Consider the following 23784-nt stretch of genomic DNA (forward strand, 5'->3'; position numbering starts at 1 on the left):
GCGCGTCATCCCGACGATCTCGCGCTCCCGCATGGTCCTGCGGAAATGACCAAGCGTTAGACCTTGGAATTGAACATGGTGCGCAGCATGTCTGACTCCCACGAGACGGCTCCCTGCCTGCTTTCTGCAGGTCAAGGGCGTCGTTCGCCCTACATCGGCGCATCCTGGGCCCGAAGGCATTCCGGGACATGGTGCGCCGTAGCGAGGAGAGCCCCGTTGCCGGTCCGGCGGACTCAGCGGGCGAGCCGTGTCAGCTCGTGCGGGTGGAGGGAGTCGCGGCAGGGGCGGTCGCCCATCGGTGGGTGATCTCGCTCAGCGCGGTGGCGGCGCGGTCCGCGGCCGGTGACTCCAGGCGGACGCCGGGGGCCAGCTCGACGTGCAGGAAGGGGACGTCGGCGGTGTCGGCGGCCCGGCCCTCCATGTTCGTGCTGCCCTCCACCGGGCACTTCCGCGCCCAGGCCCGGCACACATGGAAACCGTGGGCGCCGAGGGCGTCGGCCAGCCGGCGGGCGTCCGAGCGGCCGGCCGATCCGGCGCCGCTGGAGGCGACCGCGTCGTAGCCGGGGGCGGTGGAGGCCGCGAAGCCGTGCAGTTGGAGGCCGGGCATCCCGCGGCGGACCAGCTCGGCGCAGACGGCGTAGAAGACGGTGTCCCGGCGGTGTGCCACGTCCGCGGAGTTGCCGACTCCGGCTCTGCGGTGTGCTCCCGCGATCACCAGGACGCCGCCGGGAGAGTCGCGCAGGACCCGTACGCCCAGCTGCTCGGTGCTCTCGTCGGAGACCGGGTGGGGTATCTGGATTGAGAATCGCGGTGTGCGGTCCAGGTCGACGTAGACGCGCCCCCAGCCCCGCGGGGTCACGGCCTCGTCGGTGCGGTCGGCGACCTCGGCGTAGTGGTGTCCGGAGACCCGGTCGAGGATCGTGCGTACGGTGAAGTCCCGTTCGGAGAGCAGCCGTGCCGCGTCCGCGCGATGACCGTCGACGAGCAGGCCGACCGCCCGCGCGACGGCGGTACGGTCCGCCCGGCCGGGCCGCCGGTAGCCGCCGTCCGGTCCGAAGCGGCCGGTGTAGTCCGCGACCTCCTGGGCCAGGTTCACCGGCTGGGCGTCCTGGCCGGGACGGCCGTCACCGGAAGCCGGTCCGCCACCCCGAGTGGCGTGGATCACGGCGGTCAGGCCACCGGCGAGACCGGCTATGACCAGGAGAATTGTCGTGATCGTTATGATGGGCGAGCGATTGGCACTCATGGTCGTATCAAGATATCCCGGTGAACATACGCCGTAGCCGCACCCCGCTCAGCCTGCTGGCCCCGCTCTCCCTCGTCGCAGCCGTCACCGGTTGCGGGCTCGTCTCGGACGACGGAGACGGCCGGCCCGCGGGTCGTACCTTCACCGTGGCGGCGGCCGGTGACATCCTGATGCACCCCGCGCTGGTGGACCAGGCCCGCAAGGACGCCAAGCGCACCGGCAAGGGCGTCGCGGGACTGGACTTCGGGCCGATGATGGCCGGCATCAAGCCGGTGATCAGCAAGGCGGACCTGGGCATCTGCCACTTCGAGCCGGTGGTGGGCCCGGTGAACGGCCCCTTCGAGGGCTTCCCGGACTTCCAGGTGCCCCCGCAGACCGCCAAGACGATCAAGGACCTCGGCTACGACACCTGCTCCACCGCCTCGAACCACACGCTCGACCACGGCTACGAGGGTGTCCGGCGCACCCTGGACGCGCTGGACGACGCGGGCCTGAAGCACACCGGCTCCTTCCGGACCCGGAAGGAGGCACTCACTCCGCTGATCATGGACGTGAAGGGCGTCAAGGTCGCGCAGATCTCGTTCGCCTACGGCTTCAACGAGCCGCACACATACCCCAAGGGCAAGCCGTGGGTCGCCAACGAGATGAGCCTGAAGGCGATCAAGGCGGCCGAGCAGCGGGCCCGCGAGGCCGGCGCCGAAGTGGTGATCCTCTCCATCCACTGGGGCCTGGAGCACCACCCGGAGCCCTCGGGCCAGCAGCTCTCCTTCGCCCGGGAGATCGCTCACCAGACAGGCATCAACCTGGTCATCGGCTGTCACGCGCACGTGGTGCAGCCGATGGAGAAGGTCGACGGCACCTGGGTCGCGTACGGCATGGGCAACCAGATCGCCCGGCACGAGGTGCCGACCGGGCTGACCGAGGAGGGCGTGATCGCCTGGTTCACGTTCACCGAGCACGGCAAGGGCCACTGGGACGTCCAGCCGCGGTTCGAGCCGACCCTGCTGGAGATCCCGCCGGACGCCGAGAACGCCACGGACGGCGGCAAGGCCACGTACACGGAGGACGACGCGCGGGACTACCGCCTGCTGGACGTGCCCGCCGCGCTCCGTGACGACAAGGACCTCACCGACCGCCAGCGGGCCCGGCTGCGGCTCGCCTTCGAGCGCACCGAGGGAACCCTCTACAACCGGGGCGCGGCCGAGGACGGCCTGAAGCCGCTGACCGAGATGCCATGACGGCCGTCCGACGTCGGGGCTCAGGGGGTCCCGGGGGAAGACAGGGGGTGGCGGTCGCGTCGCGCGGGCCCATGGGCGGCCCTCCCAGCGGTGGGCCGTGGGCCGCCCGCCCAGCGGTGCCGGCGGGCAGGCAACCCCTCCGGCTGCCCGAATCTGACCGCCTAAACGATGATGTTGCGCAGATCACAGCCATTCGGGGGCAACTTCATGTGTTTCCCGGTGGTCGGAGTGCTGCGGACACACGCGCGTAACAGGTGTGCCCGCAGCGCACACCGAACGGAAACACCGTCCCCGCTTGCTCCGCGGGGACTGATCACCTGTACAGCCTGAGAGGACCCTCCCTTGGCGTCACCGCCCCCGGCGCGGCAGCACCGATCCCGCCGTCGAGCCGACATGTCGCTGATCGGAGGCATCCGCCCGCCGATCGCGGTGCTGTCGGTGCTCCTGCTGTCCCTCGCCGGTATCACCGCGCTCGTACTGGGCCGGGTCGACAACGCCGGGGTACCCAAGGCGGTACTGACCTCTCAGCAGCACTTCGCGGAGGACGGCGCCATCGCGCTGCGCGCCTCCATCGACGAGTCCGTCACCGACCTCACCCGGTCCGCCGCGCTGTTCAGCGCCGGCGAGCCGGTCTCCGGTGACGCCGCCCTCGACAAGCTCGGCAGCACCTACCAGAAGTGGACCGGCACCGCCGTCGTCGAGATCCGCTCCGGCAAGCTGGTCGCGGCCCGGGGCGAGACCGTACCGCTGACCTCGGTGAACAGCGCCGCCCTCGGCGACGAGGGCGGCCTCGCCCCCCGCATGGTCCGGCTGAAGAACGGCGAGACGCGCCTGCTGTCCCTGGCCCTGCTGTCCTGGCCGGGCAAGCCACAGTTGCTGCTGGTGGCCTCCAGCAACCTGACGTTCCCCGGCATCAGCCTCGGCCAGTTCCGGTCCATCGCCGTGGCCGACCAGAACGGCGCGATCCTCAGCAGCGACGGCATCCCCGAGCCCGAGCAGGTGCGCAACGGCACCGACCGCGCGGACATCAAGGCGTCCAACAAGCAGCTGAAGTCCTTCGCCCAGCTCGCCGCCCGCAAGGCCCGACAGGATCCGCGCAGCAGCAAGGAACCCGGTATGGGCGGCTACCAGGGCGTGAGCGGCAGCGTGGTCGGCGGCCACGTCCTCAGCAGCCGGTCCGTCGCCGGGTACGCCACCCTCGCCGCGCCCGCCCCCGGCGAGACCACCACCGCCTCCGGACTCGGCCTGTCCGTCGTCGCCATGGTCAAGGTCAGCGAGGACCCCACCCGCACGAAGTCCGTGGTCCTCGGACTGCTGGCCGGCGGCGCGCTCCTGGTCGCGGGCGCCCTCGCCGTCGCCGTCCTGCTGGGCACCGTCCAGCGGCCGCTGATCCGGCTGTTCCTCGAATCGCGCCGGCTCACCCGCGGCGACCTGACCCGGCCCGTCAGCGTCCCCGGGTACGGCGAGGCGCGACGCGTCGGCAGCGCCCTGGAGCGGCTGCGCCGGCAACTGCTCGGCGAGACCGCGGAAGCGACCGGCACCGCGTCGCGCCCGCGCGGACTGCGCCGGGTCGGCACCCGGGCCCTGCTGAGCGTCTGCGCGGTCCTGCTGCTGGCCTGGTCGGCGCCGCTGATGCTGCTGGTCAACCGCGCCGACGACAAGGCCGTCGTCCCCCAGCAGCTCGTCAGCGACCAGCGGGAGCGCACCGACACCCTGAGCGACCGGGTGCGCCGCGCCCTCAACGAGGGCAGCGCCGACCTGGACTCGGTCGCGTCCCTCATCGGCAACCGCACCGACCCCGAGACCATGGGCAAGGTGCTGGAACGCACCCTCGACGAGAACCGGCGCTACCGCTCCCTGTACGTCGTCGACTCCTCCGGCGAGATCCTGGCGAGCAAGGGCAACAGCCCCAAGGTGATCCGCGCCCACCGGGTCTCGGACACCCCGATCCGGCTGCTGGGCCAGGGCGGCAAGGAGCCCGTCGTCGTCGCGGACGCCGAGATCCCGGGCCGCAACGGTGCCCGGCTGGTCGGCGAGTTCCGCGTCGCGTTCTTCAACGCGCTCCTGACCCGCCCGGGTCTGGGCGTGGTCCGCCTGGTCGACGACCACGGCAAGGTCATCGCCGGCAACACCGGCTTCCTCGCCTTCCAGGGCCTGCCCGACGACCACCTCGAGGACCTGGCCGCCGCCAGCGCCCAGCGGCTCGGCAAGAAGGCCCGAGCGAACGGGGTCCTCTACCGCGAACACGGCGTGCGGATCGCCGCGGCCGCCCCGTTCGCCGGCAGCGGTCCCGCCGAGTCCCTCGGCTGGAGCGTGGTCAGCTGGCAGGCCGCCAACCGGCTCGACATCCCCGAGTACGACAGCCAGAACCGGACCGTGCTCGCCGGACTGCTCGGCGCCGCCGCGGCCGCCGCGTGCCTGGGCTGGATGCACATCGTGGTGGCCCGTCCGCTGCGCTCACTGGCCCAGCGGGCCGAGGCGCTGGCCGACGGCGACCGCAAGACCGTGCTGTTCCCGCAGCACCACGACGAGGTCGGCGCGGTCACCCGCTCCCTCGAACTCATCCGGCAGCGGCTGCAGGAACTGAGCCGGCAGCAGCCCCGCCGCACCCCGCCCCAGGCGCACGCGCCGCAGCAGTACACAAGGAACTGATCGCCCGTGCTCTTCCTCTACACCGTGCTGCTGGTGTGCTGCACGATCATGCTCGTCGCGGGCATCGTCGAGCAGCGGCGGCACTACACCAACCTGGACCACATACCCACCCGGGTGCTGATCAACGGCATCCGCGGCAAGTCGTCCATCACCCGGCTCTGCGCCGGCGCCCTGCGCGGCGGCGGTCTGACCACCGTCGCCAAGACGACCGGCACCGCGGCCCGGTTCATCCACCCCGACGCCACCGAGGAGCCGGTCTACCGCAAGTTCGGCATCGCCAACGTCGTCGAGCAGATCGGCATCGTGCGGCGCGCCGCCGCGTACGAGCCGGACGCGCTCGTCATCGAGTGCATGGCCGTCATGCCGGCCCTCCAGGAGATCAACCAGTCCAAGCTGATCCGTTCCACGATCGGCGTGCTGTGCAACGTCCGCGAGGACCACCTCGCCGAGATGGGCCCCACCCTGGACGACGTGGCGCGTTCCCTGTGCCGGTCGATGCCGGAGGACGGCATCTGCGTCACCGCGGAGAAGGACCGCTTCCACATCCTCCAGGAGGAGGCCGACGCCCGGAACTGCCGGCTGATCTACGCCGATCCGGAGATCGTCAGCGACGAGGAGCTGCGCGGCTTCAGCTGGTTCACCTTCAAGGAGAACGTGGCCATCGCGCTGACCGTGGCCGAACTCCTCGGTGTGGACCGGGAGACGGCCCTGCAGGGCATGTACGAGGCGCCGCCGGACCCGGGTGTCCTCTCCGTCGAGCGGTATGTCACGCCCGAGGGGAAGAAGCTGCGCTTCGCCAACGTCTTCGCGGCCAACGACCCCGAGTCGACGCTGATGAACATCAACCAGCTGCTCGACCTCGGCGCCATCCACCGCCCGGTCAACGTGGTCATCAACTGTCGCCCCGACCGCGTCGAACGCAACGGGCAGATGGGCGAGATCATCCCCGACCTCGACCCCGAGCGCGTCTTCGTCATCGGCCACCCGGCCAAGTCCGCCATCGACGCCATCCCCGCGGAGTTCCGCTCCCGTGCCGTCGACCTCGGCGGCGACAAGCGCGACCCGCACGAGTTCATGGCCCGGCTGCTGGAGCAGCTCGGTCCCGACTCCTCTCTGGTCGCGATCGGCAACATCCACGGCCAGGGCGAGATCCTGCTGGAGCACCTCGCCGAACTCCCGCCGGACGACAGCCCCGACGAGTCGGTGGCCGCCGCCCCGGCCGACAGGGCGAAGACGGCGCCCGCCGTGGTCGAACACGTCGAGACCATGCAGCTGTACGTGCCCCGTATCGACCCCTACCAGGGCTACTCCGAGGCGTACGAGTCGCGCTACGGGCAGCAGCAGCCGTACGCCGCCCCGCAGGTTCCCGTGCAGCGTGACGCCGCGCACCCCTACCCCGACCAGGAACGGGCGGACCGGACCGGACGCGGCCGGCCGTACCCGGACGACGCCGAAGCGCAGCGGTACCGCGACGAACGACCCGCTCCCGCCGCGCCGCAGGCGCGCCCGGAGAACGGCACCGCACCCGGACAGGCCGCGCCCCGCGGGCTGTTCGAGCCCCGCATGTCCCCCCAGCCTTCCGCCGACGAGCGCCAGCAGTGGCACAGCCCAGGAGAACAGCGTTGATCCCCTCCGTCCTCACCCCCGAGATCGCCGCGATCGGCATCGGTCTGGGTCTGATGTTCTCGTTGATGTGCTACCTGGCCACCAACCTGTCGCCGGGCGGCATGATCACACCCGGCTGGCTCGCCCTCACCCTCATCGAGGACCTGCAGCGGGCCGCCCTGGTCGTCGGCGTCACCGTCCTCACCTACGTCGCCACCCTGCTGATGCAGCGCTTCGTGATCCTCTACGGGAAGCGGCTGTTCGCCGCCGTGGTGCTCAGCGGCGTGCTCATCCAGGCCACCGTGATCATCGTGCTGCAGATGGAGTTCCCGCTGCTGTACGCCAACCAGACGCTCGGGTTCATCGTCCCCGGTCTGATCGGCTACCAGCTGGTCCGGCAGCCCAAGGGCGCGACGCTGCTGTCCGTCGGCTCGGTCACCCTCGCCACCTATGTGGTGCTGACCGCCGGCATTCTGCTGGGCGCCCTGCCCTCCGCCTGAGTCCGCCTGTTCCCGACGCAATCCTGGAGCCCCTCACCATGCCGAAGCGCAAAGGCCGCCCCGTCGTCCACACGGCGACGGTGCTGGCGCTGCTCGCGGGCAGCGCGTACTTCACCTACGAACTACGCAAGGACGAACAGGCGAAGGTCCCGGCCGCCCAGACGGTCACCGACAACGCACTGCAGAACTCGGGCAACGCCACCGGCAAACAGACCTGGGAGCGGCTGAACGACCCGGCGCGGTCCGTGCTGCGCGACGGCAAGGGCGCGATCATCGCCACCTTCACCGACGGCGCCCGCACCGCGACCCTCAAGGGTCCCTCCCGCACGTTCACCGAGCCGGCGAACACCGGCACCAAGGTGATCACCGACGACTGGGTCCGTCTCATGTCGGAGCCGTGGACCAAGGGCGCCGAGAACCAGCAGTGGTTCAAGGACTGGTTCAAGCAGTACTACGGCAGCCAGGAGGACGACATCTTCGCGATCGCCTTCCAGTACGTGCAGGGCGTGCCGGTCAAGAAGGACTCCGCAGGCGTGCCGTACGCGGGCGACGCGGTGTTCGGCCCGTACAAGGCGGACGGTGTGGACCGCCTGGAGCAGAACGACTTCTACGACTACCTCGGCATCCCCTACACGTTCCGCAACGGGACGACGATGAGCCCGCGCCCGGAGCGCTACCGCGCCCTGGACTGCTCGGGCTTCATGCGGATGGTGTGGGGCTACCGGTCCCGCTATCCGCTGATGGCCAGCGACACCCTGGGCGACGGCCTGCCGCGCTCCGCCAACGGCATGGCCCGCTCCAAGACGGGCGTCGACATCATCAAGCTCCAGGGCCCGTCGCCCTGGTACACGCGTCCGAAGAACACCGACATGCTGCAACCCGGTGACCTGCTGTTCTTCAAGATGGACCACCGTACCGCCGACCACATCGACCACGTCGCCCTGTACCTGGGCCTGGACACCGAGGGCCACAAGGTCTTCATCTCCAGCCGCAAGGAGCAGAACGGCCCCACGATCGGCGACGCGGGCGGTGTCTCCCGCATCGACGGCAACGGCTTCTACGCCAAGCTGTTCCGCAGCGCGAAACGGCTGTGACCCGGCGGAACCGGCCCCGACGGCTTGCCACCACACCGGTGGCAAGCCGTCGCCGTCTTCCGCCCGTGCCGTGGTTCAGCAGCCGGAGTCCGCGATGACGAAGTAGCCCGGTGAGGTCTCCTTCAGTGTGTGGGTGACGGCCACGTTGTAGAGGCCCATGTTCTGTCCGGAGCCGTTGGCGTAGGTGTAGCCGCCGGTCTGGTGGGCCCGCCCGGCCTGCACCTGCTGGTAGTTGTCGGCGGTGTAGCACGCGGGCGCGGAGCCGGTCGTCGTCGCCGTGACCGCCGCGGAGGACGCGCCGACCGCTCCGGAGGAGTCGACCGCCGCGACGGTGTAGCTGTAGGCGGTGCCGGCGGACAGGCCGCTGTCGGTGTAGGTGGTACCCGTCGCGGAGCCGACCTTCGAGCCGCCCCGGTAGACGTGGTAGGAGGCGGCGCCGCTCACGGCGTTCCACGCCAGCGAGGCGCCGGTGCCGGTGGTACCGGTGACCGTGAGGCCGGACGGGGCGGGCAGGGAACCGGTGCCTGTGCCGCCGCTGCCGTCCAGGCCCCAGAACTTCGCGGTGTGGTAGCTGGAGCAGATGTAGGTGAGGTAGTAGGTGCCCGTGGTGCCGCACTGGTCGACCCCCGAACCGGGGTTCACCGCGAGGCCGTGGGCCATGCCGGAGACGGAGAACAGGGCGACCGCGGCCTTGCCGGTACTGTCGTCGTAGATGCTCTCGGTGGTGCCGCCGGTGAGGCTGCGGGTGCTGGAGGCGGTCTGGCCGATGCCCCAGACGTCGGTCCACTGGTCGCGCAGCTCGGTGCCGTTGACGGGGGCGACGGTGGTGTCGGAGGACCCCTGCCAGACGGCCACCCGCGGCCACGGGCCGGTGTACCCCGGATTGGAGTTGCGGACCTTGTCGCCCCACTGCTTCGGGGTGAGGTTCTGGCCGCTGTACTGGCAGCCGGAGGCGGCGGTCTGCGTGGTGGCGCACTGCGCGGGCAGGCCCGAGTCGACGGCGCCCCCGGCGAACACGTCCGGGTAGTCGGCGAGCAGGTCCGCGGTCATGCCGCCGCCGGCGGACAGCCCGGTGACGAAGACGCGGGTGCGGTCCGAACCGTACTGCGCCACGGCGGTGTCGACCATCTGCTTGACCGAGGCCGCCTCGCCCTTGCCCCGGGTGTCCTTGGACGAGTCGAACCAACTGAAGCAGGACAGGCTGTTGTTGGCCGAGCCGGTCTGCGGGTACACCACGGCGAAGCCCCATTGGTCGGCGAACTTCTGCCAGCCGGAGTGCGCGTGGTAGTCGCTCGCCGACTGGGTGCACCCGTGCAGGGCGACCACCAGCGGTGCGCCGGCGGCCAGGCCGGACGGCGCGTACTCGTACATCGCCAGGTTGCCGGGGTTGGAGCCGAAGTCGGTGACCTGCTGGAGGGTGCCGGCCGCGGCGGCGCTCGACGCGACGGGGACGACGACGCCGAGGCCCGTGACGACGGCGGCCAGCGCGGCGGCCAGTGCGGTCCGCCGGAACGTTCCACGCCAGGTGGAGTGAAGCATGATGCGACTCCGATGAGTGGTGGGGAGGGAGACGGAACGTACGACCGGCGGTCCGGGCCGCGACATGTGAGCGGCGTCCAGGACCGCGCCGCCCACCGTGGCTCCCGCACCCATGGTGCGGGCGGTGGCGCTGTGACATGCGGGGAGTCCCGCGGGCCGGCCGGCACGGGACGGCGGTGAACACCATCCGGTGGACCGCAGGTATGGCGACGGCCCACATGTCTCATCGACCGCTTCCTCCCTACCGTGTTCGGCCATGGACAGCACCAAGAGCCCCGACGAGGGCTCACCCCGACACCCCGGGCCCGGGGACACCGCCGCGTCCGGTCCGGCGCCGGCCGGCTTCCTGGCCGGCCGCAGGGTCCTGGTCACCGGCGCCGCCAGCGGCATCGGCCGGGCCTGCGCGGAAGGCTTCGCCGCGGCCGGTGCCGAGGTGTACGTCGTGGACCGGGCCGGCGAGACCGCCAAGGAGGTGGCCGCGTCGATCGGCGGCACCGCCGTCGTGGCCGACCTCTCCGAGGCCCAGGCCGTCGACGCGCTGCCGGACGACGCGGACATCGTGGTCAACAACGCCGGTCTGCAGCACGTCGCCCCGCTGCACGAGTTCCCGCCGGAGCGCTTCACGCTGATCCAGCGGGTCATGGTGGAAGCGCCGTTCCGCATCCTGCGCCGCACCCTGCCCCACATGTACACGCACGGGTGGGGCAGGGTCGTCAACATCTCGTCCGTGCACGGACTCAGGGCCAGCGCCTACAAGTCCGCGTACGTGACGGCGAAGCACGCGCTGGAGGGCCTGAGCAAGGTGGTCGCCCTGGAAGGCGCCCCGCACGGCGTGACCAGCAACTGCCTGAGCCCCGGCTACGTCCGCACACCGCTGGTCGAGGGACAGATCGCCGACCAGGCACGCGCCCACGGCATCCCGGCCTCCGACGTGGTGGACCAGGTGTTCCTGGACCGCACCGCGATCAAACGGCTGATCGAGCCGGCCGAGGTCGCCGAGGCGGCCCTGTGGCTGTGCACCGAACGCAGCGCCTCCATCACCGGCACCTCGATCCCTCTCGACGGCGGCTGGACCGCCCGCTGAACGCCCGGCACCACCCCCCTCCCCCGGCCCGTTCCCGCCGTCCCCCACGCCGACCGGGCCCGGCGGTTCCGCTCCCCTCTCCCTCCGAAACGGTGACCACCATGCCCAGCGCTCACAACGCCGTGAACGACCCAGGCACCCCGACGCGGCCGGCAGGCCTGCGCAAGATCGTCGCGGCCAGTCTGATCGGCACCACCATCGAGTGGTACGACTACTTCCTGTACGGCTCGGCCGCGGCCCTCGTGTTCGGCCGTGTGTTCTTCCCCGACTCGGACCCGCTGACCGGGACGCTGCTGTCCTTCCTCACCTACGCCATCGGCTTCGCCGCCCGGCCGGTCGGCGCCGTGGTCTTCGGTCACTTCGGCGACCGCCTCGGACGCAAGAAGCTCCTGGTGATCAGCCTGCTGATGATGGGGCTCTCGACCGCCCTGATCGGCTGCGTCCCCGGCTACGACACGATCGGCGTCGCCGCCCCCCTGCTGCTGACCACCCTGCGTCTGATCCAGGGGTTCGCCCTGGGCGGCGAGTGGGGCGGGGCCGTCCTGCTGGTCTCCGAGCACGGTGAGGCCGAACGGCGCGGGTTCTGGGCCTCGTGGCCGCAGGCCGGCGCTCCGGCCGGCAACCTGATCGCCGTCGGCGTGCTCTCCTTGATGACCAGCGTGCTCAGCGACGACGCGTTCGACTCCTGGGGCTGGCGGGTGCCGTTCCTGCTCTCGGCCGTCCTGGTCATGATCGGTCTGTGGATACGGCTGTCCGTCGACGAGTCGCCCCTGTTCAAGGAGGCGCTGGCCAAGGCCGAACGGCGCAAGGCGCGACAGCGGGCCGAGCAGCCGCCGTTCGTCGCCGTCCTGCGTCACCACTGGCGGGACGTGCTGGTCGCGATGGGCGCGCGGATGGCCGAGAACATCTCCTACTACGTGATCACCGCGTTCGTCCTCACGTACTGCGTGGAACACCTCAAGATCGACAAGCAGACGTCGCTGAACGCCGTGCTCATCGGCTCGGCCGTGCAGTTCTGTCTGATCCCGCTGTTCGGCGCGCTCTCGGACCGGGTCGGCCGGAAGCCGGTGTACCTGGTGGGCGCGGTCGGCGTGGGCCTGTGGTCGTGGGCCTTCTTCGCCCTGCTGGACACCAGGTCGTTCCCCTCGCTGGTCCTGGCCGTCACCGTCGGGCTGGTCTTCCACAGCGCCATGTACGCGCCCCAGGCCGCTTTCTTCTCGGAGCTGTTCGCGACCCGGATGCGCTACACCGGCGCGTCCATCGGGGCCCAGCTCTCCTCGGTGGCGGCGGGCGCCCCGGCTCCGCTGATCGCGACCGCGCTGCTGAGCTCCTACGGCGACGCCACCCCGATCTCGGTGTACGTGGGTCTGGCCGCGCTGGTCACCGTCATCGCCGTCGTCGCCGCCCGCGAGACCCGCGGCCGGGACCTGTCGGCCGTCGGGCCGGGCGGCTCCGTGGCCGGAGCGGCCCCGGAGCAGCAGCCGGCCGCCTCCGCCTGACGGTACCGGCCGCACGTCATCGGGGCCGGTGTCCTCCCTGCCGGGGGACACCGGCCCGCATCGGCCGTACGCTCCAGGCCGTGCCCCCACACCACCGTCCACCGACTCCGCAACGGTAGCCCACCCATGCCGCACTCCCCCGTCCCCGTCTCCCGTCACCTGCGCCGGCTGCTGGAGCTGCTCGCCGCGGGCGCTCCCGCCGAGGAACTCGGCACCGTCGCCGCCGACGCGCGCCGCGACGGCGCCTGCGCCGAGGATCTGAGGGAGGTGGAGAAGGCCACCGAAGCGGCCCTGCGGGTGCAGAGCACGCTGCGTCAGCACCGGCGCCGAGAGGCCGAGTTGACGGCGCTCTTCGACACCGCGGGGGATCTGGCCGCGCTGCGCGACCTCGACGCCGTACTGCGGTCCATCGTCCGGCGGGCCCGCCTGCTCCTGGGCACCGACACCGCCTACCTCACGCTGCCCGACGAGGAGGCCGGTGACACCTTCATGCGGGTCACCGACGGCTCGGTGTCCGGGCTGTTCCAGAACCTGCGCCTGCAACTGGGCGAGGGGCTCGGCGGTCTGGTCGCGCAGACCGCGCGGCCCTACGCCACCCACGACTACCGCACGGACGACCGCTTCCTGCACACCGGCAGCATCGACGCCGGAGTCCTGGACGAGGGACTGGTCGCGATCCTCGGCGTACCCCTGCTGCTGGGGTCGGGAAGCGGCGGCCAGGTCATCGGGGCCCTCTTCGCGGCCGACCGCACGCCCCGCACCTTCGCCCCGGACGAGGTGGCCCTGCTCTGCTCGCTGGCCGACCACGCGGCCATCGCGATCGACACCGCGAAGGCCATGGCCGACGCACGGTCCGCGCTGGCCGAACTGGCCGAGGCCAACGCCGTGATCGGGGAGCATTCCGCGGCCGTTCAGCGCGCCGAGGAGTCCCACGACCGGCTCACCGATCTGGTGCTGCGCGGTGGCGACGTGTCCGATGTCGCCACCGCCGTGGCGGGTCTGCTGAAGGGCGACGTCGCGGTCCACGACGGGTCGGGTCGGCCGCTCACCGCGGTGGGCGCGGACGGCGGCGCGTGCGCCGAGGGGGCGCAGGACGGGGGCCGGGCGGAGGCGGACGCGTTGGTCGCGGCGGCGAAGAAGTCGCGTGCCGCCGCCCGTGCGGTGTTCCGTGACGGGCGCTGGGTCTGCGCGATGCTGGCGGGCCAGGAACTGCTGGGCTGTCTGGTGCTGTACGGGCGGCCGGACCTCGACGGCCCCGACCAGCGCCTGTTCGAGCGGAGCAGCGTCGTGACCTCGCTGCTCCTGCTGCTGCGGCGGTCGGTCGCCGAGACGGAGAACCGGGTGCGCGGCGACCTGATCACCGATCTGCTCACCGCGCCCGACCGCGACCCGGCGGGTCTGGTGGCCCGCGGCCGCCGCCTGGGCTTCGACCTGGACCGGCCGCACGTCCTGCTCGTCGCCCGGACCGACGACGAGGCGCGGGGGCGGCTCGCCGACGCGGCCGTGCGGTACCTGTTCGGGAGCGGCGGTGTCAGCGCGGAGCACGAGGCCGCCGTGGTCCTGCTGCTTCCCGGTGAGGGCGCGGCGCCGGGTGAGGCGGCCCGTCTCGCCGCCGGACAGCTCGGCCGGCTGATCGGCACACCGGTCACGGTGGCCGGCACGGGTCCGGCCGCGGGACCGCGGGCCATCGCCGACGCGCACACCGAAGCGGTGCGCTGTCTGCGGGCGCTGCACGTCCTGGACCGCACCGGGCAGGGCGCGGGCGTCACCGAACTCGGCTTCCTCGGCGTGCTGCTCGGCGACAACCACGACGTGGACGGCTTCGTCACGGCGGCCCTCGGTCCGCTGCTGGAGTACGACAGCCGGCGCGGCACCCAGCTGGTCCGTACGCTGCGCGCCTATTTCGACTGCGGCGGAAGCCTGACCCGGGCGAAGGAGGAACTGCACGTGCACGTGAACACGGTCGTGCAGCGCCTCGACCGCGTCCAGGCGCTGCTCGGCCCCGGCTGGAACGCCCCCGAGCAGGCCCTGGAACTCCAACTCGCCCTGCGTCTGCACCTGCTGTCGGGCGTCTGACGCGCGGGCGGGGGCGCGGGGGCGGCCGCCGCACGCTCGGCCGTCCCCGAAGGGATGACACGGTCACCCTGACCGGGCGGTGCCCGGCCCGCTCTCACCCCGCGCCCGAGCCGCGTCCAGGAGGTTCCGCGCCACGATCCGGGCGCCCTCGTCACCGACGAGGACCGTGTAGTGGTTGGTGCCGGACACGCGCTGCGTGCGCACCCGTTGAGGATCGAGGGCCGCGGCGGCGAGCCGGTGCTCGTCGTACAGTCCCTGGGGCTCGTCCATCAGCCCGCGCTCGGCCCACAGGAGCACGGCCGGGCGGGGCAGCCGGTGCACCGCGCCCGACACCTCCTCCCTGAGCTGGTCGACGCCGTCGACGCGGACCGCCTCCCGGTCGCAGGAGGAGCGCATCCCGGGCACCTCGCCCACGAGATCGCGCTGGATGTAGGCGTCCACCCACGGTGACCAACTGCCGCCGAAGGCAGGATGCTTCCGCCAGAACGCGCGGTAGGCGTCCCGGTCCTGGAACGTCATCGACAGCCGCCGCACGGCCGGGCCGATCACCGCGTCGAGCAGTTCGTCCGGGTCCAGGTCCGCCGGGACGGGGAAGCCCACCCCGCCGTCCACCAGCAGCAGGGCCGTCGGCAGGTGCGGATGGCGTACGGCGGTCAGGGCGGCGGCGAAGGCGCCCATCGAGTGGCCGGCCAGCACCACCCGCTCCAGGCCGAGCGTGTCCGCCACCGCGGCCATGTCGTCGGCGTGGCCCGCGATGCCGTACGGGCCGGGCAGCCGCCCGCTGCGGCCCCGGCCGCGCAGGTCCGGCGCCACCAGCGTCATCCGGCCGCCCAGGTGGTGGGCGACGCGTGCCCAGCTGAGGCCGTTGGCCGTGATGCCGTGCAGCGCGAGGGCCACCGGCGCGGCCGGATCCCGCGCGGGCCAGCGCGACACGGCCAGCTCACCGCCGCGCACCGGTACCAGCAGTTCCTCGCGCGCCGGTGGGCCGGCTTCCGGCCGGGTCGTGGCGGCGGTTCCCGGAGTGCGGTTCATGACGGCACGACCTCTCCTCGCTCGGCGCCGGCGCGATGCCGGCGGGCCGTGCGGATGCGGTCCGGCAGTTTGACCACGCCGCCGGGAAGAAGATAGATGACCGCGACGAACAGGGCCCCGAGCAGGAACAGCGGCTGCGAGAGCGGTGCCCGCAGCACGGTGGGCAGCGAGGTGACCGTCTCCGATCCGGCGAGGTCGCCGAGCCGTTGGTCGGCCCAGGTGTAGAGAACGCCGCCGATCATGGGACCCCACCGGGTGCCGGAACCGCCCAGCACCACCATCACCAGCAGGGACAGGGTGAAGTCGGAGGTGGTGGTGCGCGGAGTGGCACCGCCCGTCAGCAGCAGGTACACGATGCCGCCGAGCGCGGCCAGGGTGCCGGCGATGACGAAGGCGGCCAGTTTGAAGCCGTAGGGGCGCAGGCCCAGCACCTCCACCCGGCGCTCGTTCTCCTTGATGCCCTCCCAGACCCGCCCGAGCGGAGAGCGGACGGTCCACTGCACGACGGCCAGCACGAGGACGAGGTAGGCCAGGGCGGTCCAGTACAGGGCCGGGGTGTGCTCGATGCCCACCAGCGGGGCCGGCAGCCCGTCGGCCGGAGCCGCCCTGCCCTCCTCGCCGCCGGTGACGCCGCCGGGGTCGCGCTGCACGAGGATCGACGCGGCCTGCGCGAAGGCCAGGGTCACCATGGAGAACGCGATCCCGTCGACCCTCAGGCTGACCGCGCCCAGGAGGGCGGAGAGTGCCGTGCCCGCCAGGAGTCCCAGCAGCGCGGACACGGCGAACGACAGGCCCGATTCGAGCAGGACGATGTCGGTGACGTAGGTGCCCGTGGCGAAGTAGAGCGCGTGCCCGAAGGACAGCAGTCCGGTGCGGCCGAGCAGCAGGTCGTAGCCGGTGGCCAGGGCGCCGAACACAAGGCAGAGGGCGAGCAGTTGGAGATTGCCGGGGCTGCCGATCGGGCCGTCGAGCAGGACGGGCAGGGGCAGCGCGCTGAAGGGCACGACGAGGAGCGCCGCCAGCAGTGCGAGGGGCCACCGGCGGGAGGCGTGCCGCAGCCGCTCCCGACGGGTGGCGGCGGTGCGGTCACCGGCGCGCGCCGGGCCGCGTGGCTGGGTGACGATGGTCATGCGAGCCTCCTGGTGAGCCCTCGCGGCCGGACGAGCAGCAGGGCGGCGAGCAGGACGACGACGGCGAGGTCGCCGAGTCCGGCGGTGGTGTAGTAGTTGGCGAACTGCTGGACGAGGCCCACGGCCACCGAGGCCAGGGCGGCGCCGGTGAGCGAGCCCATGCCGCCCGTGACGACGACCACGAAGGCGAAGATGAGCAGGGAGGTGCCCTGTCCGGGGTCCACGGAGCCGAAGTAGAGGCCGCCGAGGGCGCCGCCGAGGGCCGCCGCCGCGCCGCCGAGGGCGAAGACCAGGGTGAAGGCCTTCCGCACGTCGATGCCGAGTGCGGTGACCATCGCCCGGTCCTCCACTCCCGCGCGGACCACCAGCCCGTGCCGGGTGCGGCCGAGGAACAGCCGGAGCGCGGCCAGCACGAGCACGGCCGCGCCGATCAGTACCAGGCGATCGAGCGGTACTTCGGCGCCCAGCAGGCCGAAGGTGCCGGCGAGGGCCTTCGGGCCGGGGAAGGGCCGGGCGTCGGAGCCCCAGATCGCGGACAGCAGGGCCGGGACGGCCAGGCCGACGCCCACCGTGGCGAGGATCTGTTCGCGCGGGCGGGTGTAGAGCGGGCGGATCACGGCGAGTTCGAGCAGGACGGCGGCGACGGTGCCCACCGCGGTGCCGAAGACGACGGCGAGCGCGAACCCCGCGCCGCCGGGTCCGGCACCGGGCAGGTGGCCGGACGCGGCCCACCAGGTGCCGTAGGCGCCGACGGTCAGCAGGGCGCCGTGGGCGAAGTTGAGCACGTCCATCAGCCCGAAGATCAGGGAGAGTCCGGAGGCGACCAGGAAGTACAGGGCCCCGAGGCCGAGGCCGGTGAAGACGAGCAGGACGACGGTGGGCATCAGGTGTCGGCCTCCGGGAGCCGGGCGGCGGGGCGGGCCGCGAGGTGAGGGGACGGGCCGGCGGGCGCCTGTGCGGCGCCGCCGTGGCCGGTGCCGGCGACGCCGAGCAGCCGACGGGCCGCCTCGGCGTCGGCGAGCAGGTCGCCGGCGGGGCCCCGGTGCGCGGTGCGGCCGTCGGCGAGGACGACGCAGTCGCGGGCGAGGCGCCGCACCACGGCGAGGTTCTGTTCGACGAGCAGCACCGGCACGGCCTCGGCCGCGCGCTCAAGGACCTGGGCGACCTCCGTGACCACCTTGGGGGCCAGCCCCTTGGTGGGCTCGTCCGCGATGATCAGCCGGTTGCCGTTGAGCAGGGTCCGGGCGATGGCGACCATCTGCTGCTGGCCGCCGGACAGGGTGCCGGCGGCCTGCCGGGCTCGTCGCCGCAGCTCGGGGAAGAGGTCGTGCACGAGGCCGTAGGCCGGTTCTCCGGCTCCGGGCCGCTCGGCGAGGCGCAGGTTCTCGGCGACGCTGAGGGCGGCGAAGACGCCGCGGTCCTCGGGCGCGTAGCCGACGCCGCGGCGCACCAGGGCGTGGGTGGCCAGGCGTACCGTCTCCTCGCCTGCCAGCAGGACGCTTCCGGTGCGGGGGACCAGGCCGAGGATGCCGCGTACCGTCGTCGTCTTGCCGGCTCCGTTGCGGCCCAGGAGTGCCGTCGTGCCCGAGGCCGCCACCTCCAGGTCGACGCCGTGCAGGATGTGCCTGCTCCCGATCACCACCCGCAGGTCACGCACGGTCAGCAAGGGTGCGGGGGTCACCGTTCCTCCCCGAGGTAGGCCTGCTGCACCGTGGGGTCGGCCATCACGGCCTGCGGGGTGTCCAGCGCGAGGAGCGTGCCGTGGTGCAGGACGGCCACCCGGTCGGCCAGTTCGAGCAGCACGTCCATGTGGTGTTCGACCATCAGCACGGTGCGCCCCTCGTCCTTGTGCAGGGAGTGGATGAGTTCGGTCAGCGCGGGCACCTCCTCGGCGCTCACCCCGGCCATCGGCTCGTCCAGCAGCATCAGCCGGGGTTCGCCGACGAGCAGCACCGCGAGTTCGAGTTTGCGTTTCTCGCCGTGCGAGAGGGCGTCGGCGCCGACGTCGGCGCGGTGGGCGAGCTGCGCGCGCGTCAGCACCCGGTCGACCAGATCCGGGTAGGTGCCGGCGCGGCGCCACACCCGGAACGATCCGCCCTCGGCGGCCTGGGCCGCGAGCCGCACGTGGTCGGCGACCGTCATCCCGGGCCACAGGCTGGAGGTCTGGAAGGTGCGTCCGAGTCCGCGCCGGGCCCGGGCGTAGGCGGCTTCGGCGGTGACGTCGTGGCCGTCCAGTTCGATGGTGCCGCGCGAGACCGGGCTGACTCCGCTGACCAGGTTGAACAGGGAGGTCTTGCCCGCGCCGTTCGGGCCGATGAAGGCGAGGAACTCGCCCGGGCGGACGTCGAAGGAGACGGAGTCGACGATCGTCGCGCCGCCGACCGTCCAGCCGATGTCGCGCAGCCGGAGCACCGGCGCCGTGACGGCGGCGGGGTCCCGGTCGTCGAAGGCGCCGGCGGCGTTCGGGGACGCCGTGTTCGAGGAGGACATCGGGTCAGCCCGCCGTGCCGGCGGCCGGCGGCGCGACCTGGGCCATCGGGACGGTGTCGATCAGCTGCGGCCGGGCGGCGGTGCCGCTTCCCTTGAGGCGGGCGGTGAACATCGGCTGGAGCAGCGCGTGGTCCGCGGCCCGGATCCGCTCCCTGCCCTTGGGTCCGTCGAAGGTCCAGCCCTCCAGCGCCTTCGCCATGGCGGCGGTGTCCGTGGCGCTGCCGGAGCCGATCGCGTGCACGATCATCTGGGCGGCCGTGAAGCCGTCGGGGCTGAAGAGGTCGGGGGTGCCGCCCGCCTTCGTGATGCCGTCCAGCATGGCCTTCTCGACCGGGTTGTCCCCTCCGGCGCCCGGGAAGTAGTGGGCGAGGAAGGCGACCTTGGAACCGGCGGGGCCGAAGACCGGGTAGGAGGCGGTGCCCGCCAGTCCGGTGACGACCTTGCTCGCCTTCAGCACGCCCTGCTGGCTCAGCGCGGTCCACAGGGCGGGGGCGTTGGAGCCCGCCCAGGCGACGAACACCAGGTCCGGGCCGCCTGCTCCGGTCTGCCGGGCGAACGGCGTCAGGTCGGTGGCGCTCGGCGGGGCGAGCACCGAGCCGACGTGCGCGCCCTCCTTGCCGAGGACCGCCTTCACCGCGTCCACGTTGGCCTTGCCGAAGGCCGAGTTCTGCGCGAGCACGGTGACCTTCTTGCCCCTGGCGTCGCCGAGCAGGGTCCCGGCCGTGAGGATGTCCTGGTAGGACTGCCGTCCCGAGCGGAAGGTGTAGGCGTTGACGCCGGTGACCGCGTCGGTGGCGGCCGGACCGCTGACGTAGAGGACCTTGTTCTGGGCGGCCAGCGGCGCCACCTGGAGCGCCACGCCCGAGTCGGTGGTGCCGGCGAGGATCTTGTATCCCTTGCCGACGAGGGACTTCGCCGCGGCGACGGCCTTCGCCGGGTCGCCGGCGTCGTCCTGTTCGGTGACCTCGATCCGGTGGCCGTCCACCGTGTTCGTGCCGTGCGTGGCGTAGGCGAGTCCCGCCCTGAAGCCTTCCTCGTACTGCTTGCCGTAGGCGGCGAGCAGGCCGCTGCGGGAGTAGACCAGGCCGACCTTGACGGTGGCGGCCCCGCCGTCGGAGCTGTCGGAGGAGGTGCCCGCGGTGCCGGCCGAGGAGCATCCGGCGAGGAGGGCGCCGGTGGCGAGGAGGGTGAGCGCACGAAGGGATCTGCTTCGGAGGGCGTACGTGAGGCTGGACGGCATGGTGATCGGCTCCTGACCGTGTGGCGCGCTCCGCCCGCCGGGTGCCGTCGGCCTCGTCCGGGACGACGGCACCGGTCCGCCGGCGGGGTGGCGCGCTGTGTGATGGCCGGAACCCTAGAAGCGCGGTACGGCGGGCGGCATGTGGGCGGTCACCGCTCTTGGCGGCCAGGTCGTGGCTGCGGCACACATGGCCGGTGACGGCGGGTGCGGGCAAGGGTGAGGGGCGGCCGGTCGCCGTCGTGACGTCGTGTGCGGATCCGGGCCGGCGCACGGTAGCTACCTCTGTGGAGAAGGAATCGGCATGGACAAAGTGGTGGCCGCGGCCGCGCGGGCAGTGGCGGACATTCCCGACGGTGCGACCGTCGCGGTCGGCGGTTTCGGGCTGTGCGGCATCCCCTCGACGCTGATCGCCGCGCTGTCGGAGGCGAGCGTGTCCGGTCTGCGGATCGTGTCCAACAACTGCGGTGTGGACGACTGGGGGCTGGGGCTGCTGCTGCGCGCCGGGCGCATCGCCCGGATGACCTCCTCCTACGTGGGCGAGAACAAGGAGTTCGCCCGCCAGTACCTGTCCGGCGAACTGGAGGTGGAGCTGACCCCGCAGGGCACGCTCGCCGAGCGTCTGCGGGCGGGCGGCACCGGTGTCCCCGCCTTCTACACCCCGGCCGGCGTGGGCACCCAGGTCGAGGAGGGCGGGCTGCCCTGGCGGCACACTCCCGACGGCGGTGTCGCGGTGGCGTCCTTGCCCAAGGAGACCCGCGAGTTCGGTGGCCGCCGCTACCTGCTGGAGGAGGCCATCACCGCCGACTTCGCCCTGGTGCGGGCGGCGGTCGCCGACCGGCACGGCAACTGCGCCTTCCACGCGGCCGCCCGCAACTTCAACCCGCTGTGCGCGATGGCGGGGCGGGTGACCGTCGTGGAGGCGGAACGCATCGTGGAGGCCGGTGAACTGCCGCCGGACGCCGTCCATCTGCCGGGCGTGTACGTGGACCGGGTGGTGGCCGCCGACGCGTCGCTGGACAAACGCGTCGAACGCCGCACCGTGCGCCCGGCGCGCACCCGCGCCGAAGCGGCCGCCGGGCGCACCGACTCGGAGGAGAACTGACATGCCGCTCGACCGCGACCAGCTCGCCGCCCGCGCCGCCCGGGAACTGCGCGACGGCCAGTACGTGAACCTGGGCATCGGTCTGCCCACCCTGATCCCCGGCCATCTGCCGGACGGGGTGCACGTGGTGCTGCACTCGGAGAACGGCGTCCTGGGCGTGGGCCCCTACCCGTACGACGGCGAGGAACACCCCGATCTCGTCAACGCCGGCAAGGAGACGGTGACCGCCCTCCCCGGCACCGCCTACTTCGACTCGGCCCTGTCCTTCGGCATGATCCGGGCCGGCCGGATCGACGTCTCCGTGCTGGGCGCCATGCAGGTCTCGGCCCGCGGCGACCTGGCCAACTGGATGATCCCCGGGAAGATGGTCAAGGGCATGGGCGGGGCGATGGACCTGGTCCACGGGGCGCGCCGGCTGCTGGTCGTCATGGAACACGTCGCCAGGGACGGCAGCCCCAAGCTGGTCGAGGAGTTGACCCTTCCCGCCACGGGGCGCCGGGTGGTGGACCGGGTGATCACCGACCTGGCCGTCATCGATGTCACGGCCGAGGGTCTGCGCCTGGTGGAGACCGCTCCCGGTGTCACCGTGGCGGAGGTCCAGGCGGCGACCGGGGCCGGACTCCTCGTCGACGAGGGCGCGACCCCGGTCGTCGGCGCGCGACCGGTCTGAGCAACCCGGCTCTTGTCAGCGGGGCTTCGGGCCCCTACGGAGTGCCCGGCGCGGCGAGGGTGCGTCAGGGCCGCGCGGGCCGGGACCCGGCGCGGTGCTTGAGCCGGCGGTTGACCGTTTCCAGGAGTTCGTCGGAGAGGTCGCCGTCGGCCACGGCCCGGGACATGAGGACCGCGCCGACCAGGGCGCTGAGCGTGAGCACGGCCTCGGCCCTGGCCTCCTCGGCGTCCTCGGCGTTCTCGTCGAGGCCCGCGATCAGGTCGAGGTAGGCGCGGACCTGGCGCTCGTAGGCGTCCTTGAGGTGGACGTCGCCGTCGGTGCCGTCGCGTCCCGCGGCGGCACCGAGCGGGACCAGCGCGCAGCCGGTGGCCGGGGTGTCGCGGTGCTGCTCGCTCAGGTACGCGGACGGGGCCCGGCGGACCCTCCCCCACGACGAAAGGCGGCTCCGCCGTGTCCGAACCCGACCCCACGACAGCCGCGGACGGCCGCGCGGCACGCGACGCGGTCCGCGAGCGGCTGATCGGTGCCTGGCGGCTCGTGTCGTACACCGCCACGAGCACCGCGGGCGAGACCGTCAGCCCGCTCGGCCCCGCGCCGTACGGCCTGATCGTCTACACCGCCGAGGGACACATGTCCGCCCAGCTGGGCCGTGGTGACCGTCCGCCCCTGCGGTCGGCGCGCCTGGAGGACGCGGCGGACGACGAGCTGGCCCGGGCCGCGGCCGGCTATCTCGCCTACGGCGGCCCGTTCGAGGTCGTCGGTCCCACCACCGTCGAGCACCACGTCACCACCAGCCTCTTCCCGAACTGGATCGGCCGGGCCCAGGTCCGTGAGGTGGGCTTCGACGGCCCGGACCTCGTGCTGCGCGTCGCCACTGCGACCCGCCTGTGGGGCGCTGACCGCATCGCCGAGCTCACCTGGCGCAGACTGTCCTGAGTGACGGACCTGACCTGACGTGCTTGCCCGGCGGCTCTTCGGGTACGGCGTTTGCATAGGTGATACGTGCAATGGCAGCGGGAGTCGGAAAGCGATGCCTCCGTGACTGGTCTGAGTGGTTCCAGGGACGACCGATCAGGTCGACCGCGCGACGGTCCCGTGCCGCTCGCCCCCGTACTGGCGGACGCCGTGGACCGGCTCGCCCATCTGTGGTCGGACGCGGCGCAGGGCGCGAACCTGCGTCTGTCGCCGCACCAGCTGCGGGCGCTGCGGATCCTGCGGGAGGAACCGGGCCTCAACCTGACCTCGCTGGCGGTGGCCATGCGGATCGGGCTGCCGACCGCGAGCAGGCTGTGCGACCGGCTGGAGGCGGCCGGGCTGCTGGAGCGGGAGCTGCATCCGCGCAACCGGCGCGAGGTGCGGCTGCTCCTGACCCGGCAGGGCCACCGGATCCTGGACGAGGTGGCCTCGCACCGCGCGGACGCCCTGACGGCGGTGCTAGCGGCGATGGATCCGGCCGACCGGGAGGCTCTCGGGCAGGGGCTCCGGGGGTTCCTCACCGCCCATGACCGGACGGCACGGCAGCACCGGGACGGCGGTCCCTGACCGCCCCACCGGCCGTCGGCCCGCCTCGGCACCGGTGCGGACCCG

The 23784-nt window shown here is 72.6% G+C and carries 21 protein-coding genes; 12 read left to right on the plus strand and 9 right to left on the minus strand.

Annotated features, from left to right (window positions below; translation table 11 throughout):
- Positions 1-250 precede the first annotated feature (250 nt).
- Positions 251-1246 (minus strand): hypothetical protein, encoded by a 996-nt coding sequence (locus tag ACIRQ9_RS19405; protein WP_404174417.1) that lies wholly within the window; start codon positions 1244-1246, stop codon positions 251-253.
- A gap of 20 nt (positions 1247-1266) precedes the next feature.
- Here ACIRQ9_RS19405 and ACIRQ9_RS19410 point away from each other — a divergent pair, with 20 nt between their 5' ends.
- From ACIRQ9_RS19410 to ACIRQ9_RS19430, 5 genes are all read left to right on the plus strand, one after another.
- Positions 1267-2484: a CapA family protein gene (locus ACIRQ9_RS19410; RefSeq protein WP_404174420.1), complete on the plus strand. Its 1218-nt coding sequence runs from the start codon at positions 1267-1269 to the stop codon at positions 2482-2484.
- Between the two features lie 393 nt (positions 2485-2877).
- Complete coding sequence (locus tag ACIRQ9_RS19415; RefSeq protein ID WP_404174423.1) at positions 2878-5136, plus strand: cache and HAMP domain-containing protein; 2259 nt, start codon at positions 2878-2880, stop codon at positions 5134-5136.
- A gap of 6 nt (positions 5137-5142) precedes the next feature.
- Entirely contained in the window at positions 5143-6762 is a 1620-nt protein-coding gene (pgsB, locus tag ACIRQ9_RS19420; protein WP_404174426.1) for a poly-gamma-glutamate synthase PgsB, read from the plus strand.
- The gene (locus ACIRQ9_RS19425; RefSeq protein ID WP_404174429.1) at positions 6759-7241 is read left to right on the plus strand and encodes a poly-gamma-glutamate biosynthesis protein PgsC/CapC; all 483 of its coding nucleotides are present in this window, start codon (positions 6759-6761) and stop codon (positions 7239-7241) included. Before pgsB ends, ACIRQ9_RS19425 begins: the two co-directional genes overlap by 4 nt.
- Positions 7242-7279: 38 nt before the next feature.
- Positions 7280-8335, plus strand: coding sequence for an NlpC/P60 family protein (locus ACIRQ9_RS19430; protein ID WP_404174432.1), 1056 nt, complete (start codon positions 7280-7282; stop codon positions 8333-8335).
- Between the two features lie 75 nt (positions 8336-8410).
- Here ACIRQ9_RS19430 and ACIRQ9_RS19435 read toward each other — a convergent pair whose 3' ends face one another.
- The gene (locus tag ACIRQ9_RS19435) at positions 8411-9874 is read right to left on the minus strand and encodes a PHB depolymerase family esterase (RefSeq protein WP_404174435.1); all 1464 of its coding nucleotides are present in this window, start codon (positions 9872-9874) and stop codon (positions 8411-8413) included.
- A gap of 256 nt (positions 9875-10130) precedes the next feature.
- On the opposite strand from ACIRQ9_RS19435, the gene ACIRQ9_RS19440 reads away from it, so the two are divergent.
- The 3 genes from ACIRQ9_RS19440 (at position 10131) to ACIRQ9_RS19450 (ending at position 14533) form a co-directional block, all read left to right on the plus strand.
- On the plus strand, positions 10131-10958 hold the full coding sequence (locus ACIRQ9_RS19440; RefSeq protein ID WP_404174438.1) for a 3-hydroxybutyrate dehydrogenase: 828 nt from the start codon (positions 10131-10133) through the stop codon (positions 10956-10958).
- A gap of 101 nt (positions 10959-11059) precedes the next feature.
- Positions 11060-12457: an MFS transporter gene (locus ACIRQ9_RS19445; RefSeq protein ID WP_404174441.1), complete on the plus strand. Its 1398-nt coding sequence runs from the start codon at positions 11060-11062 to the stop codon at positions 12455-12457.
- Between the two features lie 126 nt (positions 12458-12583).
- Positions 12584-14533, plus strand: coding sequence for a helix-turn-helix domain-containing protein (locus ACIRQ9_RS19450; RefSeq protein ID WP_404174444.1), 1950 nt, complete (start codon positions 12584-12586; stop codon positions 14531-14533).
- A 63-nt stretch (positions 14534-14596) separates the two neighbouring features.
- On the opposite strand, the gene ACIRQ9_RS19455 is transcribed toward ACIRQ9_RS19450, so the two are convergent.
- The 6 genes from ACIRQ9_RS19455 to ACIRQ9_RS19480 are packed head-to-tail and all read right to left on the minus strand — an operon-like array spanning position 14597 to position 20425.
- Positions 14597-15565, minus strand: a complete 969-nt coding sequence (locus tag ACIRQ9_RS19455) for an alpha/beta fold hydrolase (RefSeq protein ID WP_404174447.1) — start codon at positions 15563-15565, stop codon at positions 14597-14599.
- The gene (locus tag ACIRQ9_RS19460; protein WP_404174450.1) at positions 15562-16695 is read right to left on the minus strand and encodes a branched-chain amino acid ABC transporter permease; all 1134 of its coding nucleotides are present in this window, start codon (positions 16693-16695) and stop codon (positions 15562-15564) included. The genes ACIRQ9_RS19455 and ACIRQ9_RS19460 overlap by 4 nt, the downstream gene beginning before the upstream one ends.
- Positions 16692-17579 (minus strand): branched-chain amino acid ABC transporter permease, encoded by an 888-nt coding sequence (locus tag ACIRQ9_RS19465; protein ID WP_404174453.1) that lies wholly within the window; start codon positions 17577-17579, stop codon positions 16692-16694. The genes ACIRQ9_RS19460 and ACIRQ9_RS19465 overlap by 4 nt, the downstream gene beginning before the upstream one ends.
- Positions 17579-18376, minus strand: coding sequence for an ABC transporter ATP-binding protein (locus tag ACIRQ9_RS19470; protein WP_404174456.1), 798 nt, complete (start codon positions 18374-18376; stop codon positions 17579-17581). The genes ACIRQ9_RS19465 and ACIRQ9_RS19470 overlap by 1 nt, the downstream gene beginning before the upstream one ends.
- A complete protein-coding gene (locus ACIRQ9_RS19475) occupies positions 18373-19185 on the minus strand; it encodes an ABC transporter ATP-binding protein (protein WP_404174459.1) in 813 nt (270 codons plus the stop codon). The genes ACIRQ9_RS19470 and ACIRQ9_RS19475 overlap by 4 nt, the downstream gene beginning before the upstream one ends.
- Positions 19186-19189: 4 nt before the next feature.
- Positions 19190-20425, minus strand: a complete 1236-nt coding sequence (locus tag ACIRQ9_RS19480; protein WP_404174462.1) for a substrate-binding domain-containing protein — start codon at positions 20423-20425, stop codon at positions 19190-19192.
- Positions 20426-20720: 295 nt separating this feature from the next.
- Here ACIRQ9_RS19480 and ACIRQ9_RS19485 point away from each other — a divergent pair, with 295 nt between their 5' ends.
- Together ACIRQ9_RS19485 and ACIRQ9_RS19490 are read left to right on the plus strand one after the other, a co-directional pair.
- Complete coding sequence (locus ACIRQ9_RS19485; protein ID WP_404174535.1) at positions 20721-21527, plus strand: CoA transferase subunit A; 807 nt, start codon at positions 20721-20723, stop codon at positions 21525-21527.
- Position 21528: 1 nt separating this feature from the next.
- Complete coding sequence (locus tag ACIRQ9_RS19490; RefSeq protein ID WP_404174465.1) at positions 21529-22197, plus strand: 3-oxoacid CoA-transferase subunit B; 669 nt, start codon at positions 21529-21531, stop codon at positions 22195-22197.
- Positions 22198-22261: 64 nt separating this feature from the next.
- Here ACIRQ9_RS19490 and ACIRQ9_RS19495 read toward each other — a convergent pair whose 3' ends face one another.
- Positions 22262-22693, minus strand: coding sequence for a hypothetical protein (locus ACIRQ9_RS19495; RefSeq protein WP_404174468.1), 432 nt, complete (start codon positions 22691-22693; stop codon positions 22262-22264).
- Between ACIRQ9_RS19495 and ACIRQ9_RS19500 the strand changes: the two genes are divergently transcribed.
- Positions 22648-23133, plus strand: coding sequence for a lipocalin-like domain-containing protein (locus tag ACIRQ9_RS19500; protein WP_404174471.1), 486 nt, complete (start codon positions 22648-22650; stop codon positions 23131-23133). The genes ACIRQ9_RS19495 and ACIRQ9_RS19500 overlap by 46 nt on opposite strands.
- A gap of 102 nt (positions 23134-23235) precedes the next feature.
- Positions 23236-23739, plus strand: a complete 504-nt coding sequence (locus ACIRQ9_RS19505) for a MarR family winged helix-turn-helix transcriptional regulator (RefSeq protein ID WP_404174474.1) — start codon at positions 23236-23238, stop codon at positions 23737-23739.
- Positions 23740-23784: the final 45 nt, after the last annotated feature.

The sequence above is a fragment of the Streptomyces sp. NPDC101237 genome (assembly GCF_044767465.1).
GTDB lineage: Bacteria > Actinomycetota > Actinomycetes > Streptomycetales > Streptomycetaceae > Streptomyces > Streptomyces gramineus.

Excerpts from the sequence above, each read along its gene's own strand:
- ACIRQ9_RS19460 (WP_404174450.1), bottom strand. The coding sequence starts at position 16,695 with ATGACCATCGTCACCCAGCCACGCGGCCCGGCGCGCGCCGGTGACCGC.
- ACIRQ9_RS19465 (WP_404174453.1), bottom strand. The coding sequence starts at position 17,579 with ATGCCCACCGTCGTCCTGCTCGTCTTCACCGGCCTCGGCCTCGGGGCC.
- ACIRQ9_RS19440 (WP_404174438.1), top strand. The coding sequence starts at position 10,131 with ATGGACAGCACCAAGAGCCCCGACGAGGGCTCACCCCGACACCCCGGG.
- ACIRQ9_RS19490 (WP_404174465.1), top strand. The coding sequence starts at position 21,529 with ATGCCGCTCGACCGCGACCAGCTCGCCGCCCGCGCCGCCCGGGAACTG.
- ACIRQ9_RS19480 (WP_404174462.1), bottom strand. The coding sequence starts at position 20,425 with ATGCCGTCCAGCCTCACGTACGCCCTCCGAAGCAGATCCCTTCGTGCG.
- ACIRQ9_RS19445 (WP_404174441.1), top strand. The coding sequence starts at position 11,060 with ATGCCCAGCGCTCACAACGCCGTGAACGACCCAGGCACCCCGACGCGG.
- ACIRQ9_RS19435 (WP_404174435.1), bottom strand. The coding sequence starts at position 9,874 with ATGCTTCACTCCACCTGGCGTGGAACGTTCCGGCGGACCGCACTGGCC.
- ACIRQ9_RS19450 (WP_404174444.1), top strand. The coding sequence starts at position 12,584 with ATGCCGCACTCCCCCGTCCCCGTCTCCCGTCACCTGCGCCGGCTGCTG.
- ACIRQ9_RS19405 (WP_404174417.1), bottom strand. The coding sequence starts at position 1,246 with ATGAGTGCCAATCGCTCGCCCATCATAACGATCACGACAATTCTCCTG.
- ACIRQ9_RS19455 (WP_404174447.1), bottom strand. The coding sequence starts at position 15,565 with ATGAACCGCACTCCGGGAACCGCCGCCACGACCCGGCCGGAAGCCGGC.
- ACIRQ9_RS19475 (WP_404174459.1), bottom strand. The coding sequence starts at position 19,185 with ATGTCCTCCTCGAACACGGCGTCCCCGAACGCCGCCGGCGCCTTCGAC.
- ACIRQ9_RS19430 (WP_404174432.1), top strand. The coding sequence starts at position 7,280 with ATGCCGAAGCGCAAAGGCCGCCCCGTCGTCCACACGGCGACGGTGCTG.
- ACIRQ9_RS19415 (WP_404174423.1), top strand. The coding sequence starts at position 2,878 with ATGTCGCTGATCGGAGGCATCCGCCCGCCGATCGCGGTGCTGTCGGTG.